Source organism: Acinetobacter sp. ANC_7654 (assembly GCF_056779855.1).
The window spans coordinates 57,344-70,171 of sequence record NZ_JBWYIR010000004.1 but is presented as its reverse complement, the minus strand read 5'-3'; the positions used below and the strand labels follow the sequence as shown (position 1 = coordinate 70,171).

The following is a 12,828-nucleotide window of genomic DNA, read 5'->3' as shown; positions in this document are numbered from 1 at the left end:
GAGGATGACTCCTCTCTTTTACAAAGAGAGGAGCAACGCTGCTGCGCAAGAGAGATTCTAGAAGTAACCTTCTTGCTTTTTCTTTTCCATCGAGCCCGCTTCATCATGGTCAATCATTCGACCTTGGCGCTCAGAACTGGTTGCAAGCAACATTTCTTGGATAATTTCTGGCAAGGTGTTAGCAGTCGACTCCACCGCACCTGTCAATGGGTAACACCCCAAAGTACGGAAACGAACCGATTTCATTTGTGGAACTTCACCTTCTTTTAAAGGCATACGCTCATCATCCACCATAATTAATGTACCACTACGCTCAACAACAGGTCGTTCTGCCGCCAAGTACAATGGAACAAGTGGAATACTTTCTAAGTAAATATATTGCCAAATATCAAGCTCAGTCCAGTTCGACAATGGGAACACACGGATACTTTCGCCTTTGTTCACTTTACCATTGTAAAGATTCCAAAGTTCTGGACGTTGGTTTTTAGGATCCCAACGATGTTTATCATCACGGAATGAATACACACGTTCTTTGGCACGTGATTTTTCTTCATCACGGCGAGCACCACCAAATGCAGCATCGAACCTGTATTTATCTAATGCCTGTTTTAAACCCTGAGTTTTCATGATATCAGTATATTTCGAACTACCATGATCAAATGGGTTAATCCCAGCATCCTTACCTTCTTTATTTTGGTGGACGATAAGATCGAAACCGTGTTGCTTAGCCATATTGTCGCGGAAAGCAATCATGTCCTTAAATTTCCAACCTGTATCTACATGTAACAGTGGAAAAGGGAGTTTTGCAGGATAGAATGCTTTAAGCGCTAAATGCAGCATAACTGCCGAGTCCTTACCAATCGAATAAAGCATGACTGGATTTTCGAATTCTGCAGCAACTTCGCGAATGATATGAATACTCTCAGCTTCAAGCTGTTTAAGATGAGTAAGTCTTTCCTCATTTAATGACATGGACAACACCAGCTAGAATATGTGTACTTATGACACTTTTGAAAATTTATATTCATTATAGTGATTTAGACAACGGAGCTTTATCTCGTTTTTTTATATTGATATACTCAAATAGAATATAAGCAAAGATACAATCTAATTATGATAATAATTACAGGCCTTTCAAATATAAAATACCAAGAATGGTTAGCCCTTTGGTCAGCTTACCTTGAATTCTACAAGACCGAATTGAATCCTCAACAAGCGGCTCTGACTTTCAAACGATTATCTGATGCGTCGCAAACCGATATGTTTGGCTATGCCATTATAAAAAATCAAAACGTCGTCGGAATTGTACATCTCATTTCTCACGCAAGCACTTGGACTAAACTCCCTTATTGTTATCTCCAAGATTTGTTTATTGATGCAAATTATAGAAATCAGGGCTTAGCCAGGAAATTAATAGAATTTAGCTATGACGAATGTAAAAATAATTATGATAGAGTGTATTGGTTAACCCATAAAAACAATGATAATGCTAGACTTTTGTATAATCGTGTTGCAACCGAAACGGGATTCATTCAATATAAAAAATCTCTAAATTAGTTATTTTTATCTCCCATGCTTAGCCTTGAATCTCTTAAACAACATTTAGAGCGAGCTCAAATTGCTGGTCATATTTATCAGCATCATCAAATTCTAGTGTTACAAGAACCGTTTACTGAAAATGGTTCTGCTTTAAATATTTTTGTTCAGCACGAGTTAACTGCTGATCAAATTGGCTTACAGTTTGCTGTTGAACATACTGATCAAAAACTAAAGTTCTTGATTGGCGTTACACATAGCAATCAAGATCATAGAAGTGAAATTAGTATTGGTCATTTAAAAGGCAATCAAAAAGCTTTTAATTTGTGCTACGCCTTTTACAATTACACAAAACACTTTTTTGTAGTTGAAACAGATTTATATGCGAACGCTGAGCAATTTAAAGACTGCTTAGAAAAGCAATTATTCAGTCAACCTGAGCTTAGTTTTTTAGACACAGCCACTAAAGTAAATCCAATGGGACAGAATTACCCATGGATGAAGGATTATATCGCGCAACTTAGCTTAGAAATGAAAGTTCGGATACAAACAAGTCTCATGTAAAAAAAGCCACCTTTTCAGGTGGCTTTTTCAATTGCTAATCTAAGAATATTAACGTCCCAGTTTTTTGACATCTAAAGGTATTTCAATACCAACAGAAGCACCTGCATCATTACCATGACGATCTGAATCTGCAATCCAACCATTAATCTTTAATGGCAAATTCGGCTTCACAAAATGCGTCCAAGTTAAATCTAATGCTTGGATATCATCTTCTTCGGAAAATGCAACATTGGTATCTCGATTTGATTGATTTACTTTTGAAAATAATACGCGACCTGAAAGTCTGTTCATGGCATCAAAACGAATATTTCCACCCAAAGAAATCATCTCACCATCTCCCCCAATCGCATGTGCAAGAGGATAGCCATGTTGATAATATCCATCTGTGTAAATATGATGATTATAAGATATCCCTCGAGCCTTACCATTTGTAGTGGTGTCTACCCACTCTGCATAAATCTGATAAGGCATTTTTTTTAAAGATGAAGAATAATCCACGCCGGCTTGATACATTTTCTTAGCAGGTAAACCACCAGCTTCATCTTCACCCACGTATTGAGCATAAAGGCCTATTGGTTGGTTCGATAAATAGCTTAGATTCAATCGTGCATCGAGTCCAGCAATTTGATTTGATGCATTACCCTCACCACTACAATTATTATTTTCACACTCATTATCTTTTCCAATGAAAGCGTTCCAATAAGATTTAACAGAATTTGGTTGACCTTTACCAGCAATTTGAAAAATTCGTGATAATCCCAATTCTAGATAAGGTAAAGGCTGAGCTGTAAAACGTAAGCCAATTAACTGGGTACCTGACACAGCTTTATAATCATCTAACTGGCCGCCAAAAGCTTGGTATTGCCAAGGCCCGATCCATGATAGCCATTTATGATCAAAAGCAGACTGTTCAGCACGCTGTAGAGTGAAACCATATACTGGTCGACTTGCATCTCCACGTATCAAACTACCATCGTGTGCAGGCCCCCAGTAGGTTGGAATCTGACCAGCAATGAGCCATTGATTCCAAAGTTTACCCGCAAGATATGAGCCTTCTAGATTAACGTCTTGCCCATTGTCTATCTGAGGATTTTTTTCACCTCTAACTTTGAGCTTCGCATCCCAATTTTGCCCCCCAAGATTTAACTCTGCACCAAGCGCATATTGTGCTTTTTGATGATCGGCAAAAGATTGTGGGATTTTCTTTTGATCACTCTCCGCGAAAGCATCAACTTTTAATGTTTCATTTTGCTGCTTAATCGCTCTTTCGACTTCCTGAATAACCTTTTGTTGTTCGATGGAGTTTATTTTAGCATTGGTGAGGGCACGCTGGACTTCATTACCACTTAGCGGCCATGTTGAGGTGCTTATTTGAATCACACCTTGTTGATTCAGCCAATTTAAATCATCTCTCAGGTTTTCATCGTTGAGGAGAATACCATTGGCAAAGACCCATGGACTAGAAAATAGTAAGCTCGATGAAAGGATTTTTATAAGTCTATTCGGGTTCATCACAAATCAATTTAGGATTATATCTTATTGATTATTTGAATTTTTAATTTATAAATCCATTAACTTTACATTAAGTATTTAATTAGATACATTTAATAACATTGTATAAATATTTGGATAAACATACAGCTGGTTAAACAGATTAGCTTTAATGATAATTTTCTATATTTTTTATCACCTTAATTAAATATTTTGTGATTAAAACCTCAAAATACACTCACACTAAAAAACATTTAAATTTAATTTTATGTTAAGAAAAATTAAAAAAGCCCTTCAAAGAAGGGCTTTTTTAATTTCACTATTACGCATTTTTGTGACGCATATGTGGGAATAAGATCACATCGCGAATACTTGGCGCATTGGCAAATAGCATTACCAGACGATCAATACCAATCCCTTCACCTGCTGTAGGAGGTAAACCATATTCAAGCGCCTCAACGAAGTCGGCATCATAGTGCATTGCTTCATCATCACCCGCATCTTTTTCAGCTACCTGTGCTTGGAAACGCTCAGCCTGGTCAATTGGGTCATTTAACTCTGAGAAGCCATTTGCAAGCTCACGACCACCAATAAAGAATTCAAAACGGTCAGTAATGTGCGGGTTGTCATCGTTACGACGTGCCAATGGAGAGGTTTCCGCAGGATATTCAGTAATGAAGGTCGGTTGACGAAGTTTCGTTTCAACAGTTTCTTCAAATACAATCGTTTGAAGCTTACCTAGACCAAAACCTGGCTTCACTTGCTCTTTAAGTTCATTCTTAACAAACTCAGCTAAGAACTCGCGATCATTTACATTTTCAGGTGTAAATTGTGGGTTATGTTCAAGAATTGCATCAAACATTGAGATTTTCTTGAATGGACCTTTGAAGCTATATACTTCTTCGCCATAAGGTACATCTGTCGAACCTAAGATATCAATTGCTAGTTTTTCTAGCATTTGCTCTGTCAGTTCCATCAAGTCTTTGTAGTCTGCATAAGCTTGGTAGAATTCGATCATGGTGAATTCTGGGTTGTGACGTGTAGACACACCTTCATTACGGAAGTTACGGTTAATCTCAAACACACGTTCAAAACCACCTACAACCAAACGCTTTAAGTAAAGTTCTGGTGCAATACGTAAGAATAATGGCATGTCTAAGGCATTGTGATGCGTTTCAAATGGACGCGCAGAAGCACCACCTGGAATCACATGCATCATTGGCGTTTCAACTTCCATATAACGTTTTTCAGTCAAGAAGTTACGAATACCAGCAACTACTTTTGCTCGAATTTCAAAAGTCTTACGCGTTTCTTCGTTCACGATCAGATCAAGATAACGTTTACGGTATTTTACTTCTGTATCTGTTAGACCGTGGAACTTATCTGGAAGAGGACGGAGTGATTTAGTGAGGAGTTCAAAATGTTCAATATGCACATAAAGATCACCTTTGCCTGAACGTCCAATGTAACCTTCAACGGCAATAATATCACCTAGATCAAGACCTTTAATGGTGTCTAAAGTCTCTGCAGATAATTCTTTACGTGCAACATAAAGCTGAATACGGCCAGTCATGTCTTGGATCACCATGAACGAACCGCGGTTCAACATCACCCGACCCGCAACTTTGACATAAACTTTTTCACTGCCTTCAATTTCTTCTTTTGATTTATCAGCAAACTGATCCTGAAGGTCTTGTGCATAATGTTCACGCTTAAACGTGTTTGGCCAAGGGCTCGTACCCTGCTCTTGAGCCTTATCTTGAATCTGTTTTAACTTGGCATGACGCTGTGCGATTAAATCGTTTTCGGAAATGGCTTGTTCAGAAGTCGATTGAGCGTTTTGTTGCGTCATCTCTGCCTCGTAATTTTATTTAAAAAAGAAGTTGCATAGCATAGCAGAATTCAAAGTACTTGAGCATTAGAAAATAATCAGCCATTTGAAAAACGCTTAATTTCATCCACTAAAGTCTAGGTCTGAACATTTCTTAGACCAAAAGCTAAGTTGTACTTTGAATACAGCACTCTACAATCATCCTATAAATTGTGGAAAAGTATACTTTCAACAATCATAAAAAATAGAATGGATTTAATGATGACTTATGAACACTCAAGACCCTAAAGTATTGTTTATGCATGGATTAGATTCTTCAAGAGAATCTACCAAGTTTCAGGCAATTCTTTCTAAAAATAAATATTGCATTAATGTTGATTATCGAAATTTAAAATACGCTGCTGTTGAACGTTTTTATATCGATATGATCGAGAAAATTAAACCAGACATTTTAGTAGGACATAGTCTAGGTGGTTACTGGGCATTAAAGATGTCAAATCGATTTCAACTTCCTGCTGTGATTGCAAATCCGAGCTTAATGCCATCTTTTGATCCTGATTATCCAGCGATTACAATTGAGGAGCTTCAATCCAAAACCTCATCTCAAATCGCTTATATCGAACTTGGTGATGAACTGATTGATATGCATAGTACCTCTGACTTATTAGAGCCATACATGTACGTTGAAAGTATTATTGGTGGCCGTCATCAACTGGAAAACCCTGATCGTCTGAATTACCTGATCGGATTAGTCAGCCACTCAAATCATCAATCACATTAAAAAAGCCTTGTGAATCACAAGGCTTTTCGACTTAAATTTGAGGTTTTGATTTATCGTCCAAAACAAACCAAATATTCATTCCTAAATCCGCGTGTAAGTCTGGCAAATCAAGGAAAATACTCGCCCCTAAAACAGTGTGCTGACATTTATCCATCAATTGCTTAACTGCTTTTAATGTACCACCTGTGGCCAATACATCATCAACAATAATCACTTTTTGAGCCTGTACATCCGCAGACATTTCTAAACGGTCCATGCCATACTCAAGGCTATAGCCCACACCAATCACTGGTGGTGGTAATTTTCCAGCTTTACGAACCAACAACAACCCCTTACCAGTACGTTGCGCCAACAAACTCGCCAAAACAAACCCACGTGCTTCAACCGCAACGAAACTCTCTACCTCTGCCAATTGCTCCGCAGGAATACTTTCGATTAAGGCGTCAGTTAAAGGTGCAATGCTCTGCATGAACAAAGGAGTTAAATCAAAGAAACAAATTCCTGGTTTTGGAAAATCTTGGACCGTACGAATGTGTGACCACAATGATGTAGACAAAGAAGTAGACATAGGAGATAAAAATTAGACAAAAGAATGCGTGAATTTTAACGAATTATTGACAAAAAATATAGCAAACATGAGCTAAGAAAAAATACCGACCAATATAACTTATTGATTTTTAATAAACCATTTTTTAATTAAATAACAAGTATAAAACACAAACAGTATAAATTTTATATGAGTAGCTGGTAAATCAATACGCGACAAAAGTCTGACAATTTTTTTTAAATCATAATACATATAATTTTGGCAAATATTTCAAAGATTTAATGCTCAGTCCTATCATGCATTAGCATAATTAGCATGCGTTTTGTCCTAATCTGCCATTCAGCTTCTCTTTTAGTCAGCTAAACTCCGTTATTTACTTTACTTTCCACCTCGAACTGCGTAAAAATTTGCTTGAATATGAACGATAAAAATTCATATCACTCGAGTCTAGGTGTGAGAAAGATTTTGGCTGACACCAATAAATGGAATTGTCAGTATTTTTTGGAGAATCAAATGAAAAAATATCAATGCATCGTTTGTGGATGGATTTATGACGAAGCAGAAGGCTGGCCACAAGATGGCATTGCTGCAGGCACTAAATGGGAAGATATTCCAGATGATTGGACTTGCCCAGATTGCGGCGTATCAAAAGCAGATTTTGAAATGATTGAAATCTAATACAGATTTCCTTTAAAGACCATTTTGATATGGTCTTTTTTCTTATTTACTAAAAAAATTATCAGTATTGGAGAGTACTATGCAACCGATCATCATTGTTGGCTCTGGCATGGCAGGTTACACATTAGCGCGAGAGTTTCGCAAACTGAATGCTGAACAAGCACTTGTTATGATTTGCTCAGATGATGCGGTGAACTATGCAAAACCAACTTTATCTAATGCACTTGTAGGTAAAAAAGCGCCAGAGCAAATTGCCTTAGGTGATGCTGAGAAAATGTCTGCGCAATTGAATATGCAAATTATTCATCATGCGACTGTAACTTCAATTTCTGCAGATCAACATCAATTGACCTACACAAAAGATGGACAAGCTGAAAACCTTATATACAGCAAATTAATATTAGCTGTAGGTGCTAACCCTATTCGTTTAGCCATTTCAGGTGATGGCGCTGATGATATTCATGTAGTTAACTCACTGATTGATTATCGTGAATTTCGCTCTAAGCTCGACCTTAAACAAGACAAGCGTGTTGTCATTTTAGGTGCAGGCCTCATTGGGTGTGAGTTTGCCAACGATTTACAGAACACTGGTCATCAAGCGACTGTGATTGATCTTGCCCCACAACCTTTGGGTCGCCTTCTACCAGAACACGTTGCACATGCTTTCCAGCAAAATCTTGAAGAAACAGGTATTCAGTTTGCATTAAGTACCACCGTAGATCGGGTAAGTAAAAACTCAGACGAAAGCTATACCGTAACGCTTGCAAATGGACAGAGCTTTACAGCTGACGTTGTTCTTTCTGCTGTTGGCCTGCAACCCAATACATCAGTTGCACAAGAAGCAGGAATCCATACCAGCCGTGGGATTGTGACTAACACTTTAATGGAAACCAATAAAACCGATATTTATGCATTAGGTGATTGTGCAGAAGTAAATGGTTTACTGCTTCCGTATGTCATGCCAATTATGCAACAAGCACGTGCTTTAGCTAAAACATTGTCTGGTGAAAATACACAAGTTCATTATCCAGCGATGCCAGTTGCAGTGAAAACTCCTGCTGCACCACTGACTGTATTACCTGTACCTCAAGGTGTGGAGGCAACTTGGGAAACTGAAGAACTCGATGACGGAATGATTGCTAAAGCACTTGACCAAGAATCAACGCTTCGTGGATTTGTGCTACTTGGACCAACAGCAGCGAAGCAACGTTTAACATTGACCAAACTGGTCCCAGATTTAATTCCAGCTGCCGTTTAATTATTCAAAGATTTAGGGTATTTTCAAATGAAAGTACCCTTTTAGTTTGGACACAATAAAAATGAATAACGCACTAGAATATCAAGTTTCACCTTATGCTCCATTCATGCAAGAAAGTAAAGTGAGTCTAGGCAATGGGATCGACCTTCATATTGAAGTTGGAGGCAAGGCTGAACATCCTACGATTATTCTCATCATGGGACTGGGTGCGCAGATGCTTTTTTGGCCAGATTTTTTTTGCAAATCTTTAATAGACCAAGGTTTCAGAGTCATTCGTTTCGATAACCGAGATATTGGCCTCTCAACAAAAATTAAGCACAAGGGACCTCGCCTCAATACATTTAAACTTATGGGTCGATTTGCTTTTGGTCTAGGAAATCAAGGCTCTCCTTACAATTTATTTGATATGGCTGAAGATGTAGCGTTACTCATTGAACGATTAGGTCTTGAAAAAGCGCATATTATTGGTGCATCAATGGGGGGAATGATCGCTCAGATATTGGCAGCAAAATATCCAGAAAAAGTGGATAAACTAGGATTATTATTTACCAGTAATAATCAGCCATTTCTTCCGCCACCATTTCCAAAACAATTATTTAGTCTTATTGGTCGCCCTGCATCGAATGATGAAGATGGTATTGTAAATCATAGTATTAAAGTCATTCAGACGATTGGTTCACCTGGTTACGTCAATCAATTGGAAGTTATTCAAAACGCGCGTAAATTATATAAGCGTAGTTATCATCCAGCGGGTGTACTTCAACAGTTTTTAGCAATATTATGTACAGGCTCATTAGTTTCTATCGATAAGCAAATTCAAAAGCCAACACTGGTTGTACATGGCTCAAAGGATCGTCTACTCCCTTTTAGCCACGGCAAGGCAGTATCAAAAGCAATATCAGGCGCAAAGTTTGAATTAATCGAAGGAATGGGGCATGATATTCCTGCGCATTTCATCCCACAACTGAGTGGTTTGTTTGCAAAACATTTTAAATGATAAACACTAGGACACTATGGCTGCATTACCATCCCTAAGACAGCTGTCATATCTCGTGACTCTGTCTGAGACGTTGCATTTTACAGAAGCAGCACGTCGCTCATTCGTTACTCAGTCTACGCTTTCTGGCGGGATTATGGAGCTCGAGCGTTTATTGGGTGGCGTTCTCGTTGAACGTGATCGCCAAAATGTACGTTTAACCCCTCTCGGTGAGCAAGTGGTTGCACGAGCACGTGTCCTTCTTGCTGATGCTCAAGATCTCATGCGACTGAGCCGTGAGATGAGCGAACCACTTACTGGTGATCTTCATTTAGGAATTATTCCAACGATTGCACCATTTATTTTGTCGCAATTGTTAGAAGAAGTTCATAAAGAGCTGCCTAAAATTCAACTACATCTTCATGAAGCACAGAGTGAACATTTGGTTGAAAAGCTAGAACATGGCAATTTAGACATGATCATGTTAGCGCTCCCATTCGACACACGTGGCTTAAAAGTCGCTGAAGTTGCGAAAGAGAGTTTGTACTTAGTTGCAAACAAAGCTGACCACAAAACGGCGCAAGCTAAATCTCTAGAAGACCTTGATTTGACACACCTCATGTTGCTTGAAGAAGGTCATTGCTTAAGAGACCATACTTTAAGTGTATGCCCTATCGGTGAACGCAAGAATGATCATCGCCTTAAAGCGAGCTCATTACCAACCTTGGTTGAAATGGTGAGTTCTAATCTGGGCTTTACATTACTACCTCAGATTGCGGTAAATACACATATGCTGAAAAATAATGATCAATTGGTGATCCGACCAATTGAGAATGCCCCTTCACGCATTCTGTCATTAGTGACGCGTAAAAGTACGCCATTGCAAAGCGAATTTGATGTCCTTTTACAAATTCTACAGCGCATTACTGCTGATATTTGCTAATAAGTCATCACAAAAAAGGAGCCATTTGGCTCCTTTTTTTATAAAAATCATTTAAGATTTAAAGAGTTCAAGCAATTTATGTTGCGCATTATGAGGAGTCTCACCTTCATCGCATTGCGCACGTGACCAAGTTCCATCACCATTTAACAACCAAGCTTGTTGATTATCTTTCATATAATTCAATAAACCATGTTGATAAATGTGCTTTCTCAAAGTTGGATCCTCAACAGGGAAACAAACTTCAACACGATTAAATAAATTACGATCCATCCAGTCTGCGCTTGAACAATACAGTCGTGGTTGCCCTGCATTTCCAAAATAATACACACGTGTGTGCTCTAAGAATCGTCCAACGATAGAGCGCACACGGATATTCTCAGAAAGCCCTGGCAAACCTGGTCTTAAACAACAAATTGAACGTATGATTAAATCAATCTGCACACCAGCTTGTGATGCTTCATAAAGTTTATTAATCAGTTGCACTTCAGTCAGCGCATTCACTTTCACAATAATCTGAGCTGGCTTACCCGCTTTGGCGTGAGCAATCTCTTCATCAATATAACTAATTAACTGTGTATGCAACGTAAATGGCGCATGAAGTAATTTCTTCAATTTTGCCATTTTGCCCATTCCAGTCAACTCTTGGAATATACGATGCACATCTTCACAAAGCTCTTTGTCCGTTGTCATCAATCCGTAATCGGTATAGATCCGGGCATTGGTTGCATGATAATTCCCTGTACCTAAGTGCACATAACGAACCAATTTATTATTTTCACGGCGCACAACGAGAATCATTTTTGCATGTGTTTTATAGCCTACGATGCCATAAACCACCACAGCACCAGCCTCTTGCAAAACATTTGCTACCGCAATATTTGACTCTTCATCGAATCGCGCTCGAAGTTCAATGACAGCTGTGACTTCTTTACCATTACGTGCAGCTTCAGCCAACACTTGAACAATCTCAGAATCAGGCCCACTTCGATATAATGTTTGCTTAATCGCTAAAACTTGTGGATCTCGTGCTGCCTCACGTAATAAATTAATAACTGGAGCAAATGATTCGAATGGATGATGTAAAAGAATGTCCTGTTTCTTCATCGCAGAAAAAACATTTTCAGACTTCTTTAATACTTTAGGAATGACCGGCGTATGTGAGTCATATCTCAAATGCGGACGTTTAAAATTAGACACTAAACGTGCCAAGTTCACAGGTCCATCAACTTTATATAATTGTTCTTCATGCAAGTCGAATTCGTTGAGAAGGTAATCATAAATATGTTTTGGACAATTTTCTGTCACTTCTAAACGGACAGCACGTCCGAATCGACGAGAGTTTAACTCCCCTTTTAAAGCTTTTGCCAAATCTTCGACATCTTCATTAAGGGCTAAATCCGCATTTCGCGTCACACGGAATTGATAGCAACCTGTCGCAGTCATTCCTGGGAATAAATCAGAGACATGCTCATGAATAATCGCTGACAGCATCACGTGGTGTTCTTTACCATCGGTTAACTCGTCAGGTAAACGAACCACACGTGGTAAAGAACGTGGCGCAGGGACAACGGCTAAATCAATCTGTCGTCCAAAAGCATCTTTGCCTTCTAGCGTGACGATAAAGTTGAGTGATTTGTTGACTAAACGCGGGAATGGATGTGCTGGATCTAAACTAATTGGAGTAAGTACTGGCGCAACTTGTTCCTGAAAATATTTTTTAATCCATTGGGATTGAGCAGGTGTCAACTCTCCACGACGTAAGAAGCAGATATCTTCTTCACGTAATTTTGGAAAAATTTCATCATTCAAAATACGATATTGACGCTCTATTGCAGCATGCGCAGTCTGTGAAATTTTCTCAAGAACTTGCTTTGGTGTTAACCCATCTGGACTACGGCTTTCATTACCGAGCTCCAATTGCTCCATAACACCAGCAACACGAATTTCAAAGAATTCGTCCATATTTCTTGAAAAAATCAATAAGAAATTCATTCGCTCAAGCAATGGATGCAATGGATCAACTGCTTGTTCTAAAACACGAAGATGAAAGTCTAAAATCGAAAGTTCACGATTGATATATCGTTCATTATAAGTATATTCAGTTGGAGTATTTGTAATCGCGGTATTCATACCACAAACCTGCATGCTAAAGATCTGCCTTAAGTATGCTTCAAATTTATGACAATTTCATAAAAAATGCACATGATCACTGTGCATTTTTGA

Annotated in this window: 12 protein-coding genes; 7 read left to right on the top strand and 5 right to left on the bottom strand. The window is 38.5% G+C overall.

From position 1 onward, the window contains the following. Positions 1-57: 57 nt before the first annotated feature. Positions 58-972 carry a sulfate adenylyltransferase subunit CysD gene (gene cysD / locus AC1M86_RS06235; protein ID WP_481607547.1) on the bottom strand — a complete coding sequence of 305 codons (915 nt, stop codon included), beginning with the start codon at positions 970-972 and terminating at the stop codon, positions 58-60. Between the two features lie 141 nt (positions 973-1,113). On the opposite strand from cysD, the gene AC1M86_RS06230 reads away from it, so the two are divergent. Together AC1M86_RS06230 and AC1M86_RS06225 are read left to right on the top strand one after the other, a co-directional pair. Continuing rightward, positions 1,114-1,557 (top strand): GNAT family N-acetyltransferase, encoded by a 444-nt coding sequence (locus AC1M86_RS06230; protein ID WP_481607546.1) that lies wholly within the window; start codon positions 1,114-1,116, stop codon positions 1,555-1,557. A gap of 15 nt (positions 1,558-1,572) precedes the next feature. Continuing rightward, a complete protein-coding gene (locus AC1M86_RS06225) occupies positions 1,573-2,100 on the top strand; it encodes a hypothetical protein (protein WP_481607545.1) in 528 nt (175 codons plus the stop codon). A 48-nt stretch (positions 2,101-2,148) separates the two neighbouring features. Here AC1M86_RS06225 and AC1M86_RS06220 read toward each other — a convergent pair whose 3' ends face one another. Together AC1M86_RS06220 and lysS are read right to left on the bottom strand one after the other, a co-directional pair. Next, positions 2,149-3,612, bottom strand: coding sequence for a capsule assembly Wzi family protein (locus AC1M86_RS06220; protein ID WP_481607544.1), 1,464 nt, complete (start codon positions 3,610-3,612; stop codon positions 2,149-2,151). Positions 3,613-3,913: 301 nt separating this feature from the next. Next, positions 3,914-5,443 carry a lysine--tRNA ligase gene (lysS, locus tag AC1M86_RS06215; RefSeq protein WP_092766879.1) on the bottom strand — a complete coding sequence of 510 codons (1,530 nt, stop codon included), beginning with the start codon at positions 5,441-5,443 and terminating at the stop codon, positions 3,914-3,916. Positions 5,444-5,690: 247 nt separating this feature from the next. On the opposite strand from lysS, the gene AC1M86_RS06210 reads away from it, so the two are divergent. Beyond that, the gene (locus AC1M86_RS06210) at positions 5,691-6,203 is read left to right on the top strand and encodes a YqiA/YcfP family alpha/beta fold hydrolase (protein ID WP_035266673.1); all 513 of its coding nucleotides are present in this window, start codon (positions 5,691-5,693) and stop codon (positions 6,201-6,203) included. A gap of 31 nt (positions 6,204-6,234) precedes the next feature. On the opposite strand, the gene AC1M86_RS06205 is transcribed toward AC1M86_RS06210, so the two are convergent. After that, positions 6,235-6,771 carry an adenine phosphoribosyltransferase gene (locus tag AC1M86_RS06205; protein WP_481607543.1) on the bottom strand — a complete coding sequence of 179 codons (537 nt, stop codon included), beginning with the start codon at positions 6,769-6,771 and terminating at the stop codon, positions 6,235-6,237. 492 nt (positions 6,772-7,263) lie between these two features. On the opposite strand from AC1M86_RS06205, the gene rubA reads away from it, so the two are divergent. The 4 genes from rubA to oxyR all read left to right on the top strand — a co-directional run bounded on the left by rubA (position 7,264) and on the right by oxyR (position 10,605). Continuing rightward, positions 7,264-7,428: a rubredoxin RubA gene (gene rubA / locus AC1M86_RS06200; protein ID WP_000760495.1), complete on the top strand. Its 165-nt coding sequence runs from the start codon at positions 7,264-7,266 to the stop codon at positions 7,426-7,428. 79 nt (positions 7,429-7,507) lie between these two features. Then, the gene (locus tag AC1M86_RS06195) at positions 7,508-8,686 is read left to right on the top strand and encodes an NAD(P)/FAD-dependent oxidoreductase (RefSeq protein ID WP_035266666.1); all 1,179 of its coding nucleotides are present in this window, start codon (positions 7,508-7,510) and stop codon (positions 8,684-8,686) included. A 61-nt stretch (positions 8,687-8,747) separates the two neighbouring features. Then, on the top strand, positions 8,748-9,683 hold the full coding sequence (locus AC1M86_RS06190) for an alpha/beta fold hydrolase (protein ID WP_035266665.1): 936 nt from the start codon (positions 8,748-8,750) through the stop codon (positions 9,681-9,683). 16 nt (positions 9,684-9,699) lie between these two features. Then, positions 9,700-10,605 (top strand): LysR family transcriptional regulator OxyR, encoded by a 906-nt coding sequence (gene oxyR, locus AC1M86_RS06185; protein ID WP_035266662.1) that lies wholly within the window; start codon positions 9,700-9,702, stop codon positions 10,603-10,605. Positions 10,606-10,656: 51 nt separating this feature from the next. On the opposite strand, the gene ppk1 is transcribed toward oxyR, so the two are convergent. Next, entirely contained in the window at positions 10,657-12,735 is a 2,079-nt protein-coding gene (gene ppk1, locus AC1M86_RS06180) for a polyphosphate kinase 1 (protein ID WP_481607542.1), read from the bottom strand. Positions 12,736-12,828: the final 93 nt, after the last annotated feature.

What these genes read in the sequence shown, in the direction of transcription:
- oxyR (WP_035266662.1), top strand. Translation starts at nt 9,700, where the DNA reads ATGGCTGCATTACCATCCCTAAGACAGCTGTCATATCTCGTGACTCTG.
- AC1M86_RS06205 (WP_481607543.1), bottom strand. Translation starts at nt 6,771, where the DNA reads ATGTCTACTTCTTTGTCTACATCATTGTGGTCACACATTCGTACGGTC.
- ppk1 (WP_481607542.1), bottom strand. Translation starts at nt 12,735, where the DNA reads ATGAATACCGCGATTACAAATACTCCAACTGAATATACTTATAATGAA.
- AC1M86_RS06195 (WP_035266666.1), top strand. Translation starts at nt 7,508, where the DNA reads ATGCAACCGATCATCATTGTTGGCTCTGGCATGGCAGGTTACACATTA.
- AC1M86_RS06210 (WP_035266673.1), top strand. Translation starts at nt 5,691, where the DNA reads ATGAACACTCAAGACCCTAAAGTATTGTTTATGCATGGATTAGATTCT.
- AC1M86_RS06230 (WP_481607546.1), top strand. Translation starts at nt 1,114, where the DNA reads ATGATAATAATTACAGGCCTTTCAAATATAAAATACCAAGAATGGTTA.
- AC1M86_RS06220 (WP_481607544.1), bottom strand. Translation starts at nt 3,612, where the DNA reads ATGAACCCGAATAGACTTATAAAAATCCTTTCATCGAGCTTACTATTT.
- AC1M86_RS06225 (WP_481607545.1), top strand. Translation starts at nt 1,573, where the DNA reads ATGCTTAGCCTTGAATCTCTTAAACAACATTTAGAGCGAGCTCAAATT.
- lysS (WP_092766879.1), bottom strand. Translation starts at nt 5,443, where the DNA reads ATGACGCAACAAAACGCTCAATCGACTTCTGAACAAGCCATTTCCGAA.
- AC1M86_RS06190 (WP_035266665.1), top strand. Translation starts at nt 8,748, where the DNA reads ATGAATAACGCACTAGAATATCAAGTTTCACCTTATGCTCCATTCATG.
- cysD (WP_481607547.1), bottom strand. Translation starts at nt 972, where the DNA reads ATGTCATTAAATGAGGAAAGACTTACTCATCTTAAACAGCTTGAAGCT.
- rubA (WP_000760495.1), top strand. Translation starts at nt 7,264, where the DNA reads ATGAAAAAATATCAATGCATCGTTTGTGGATGGATTTATGACGAAGCA.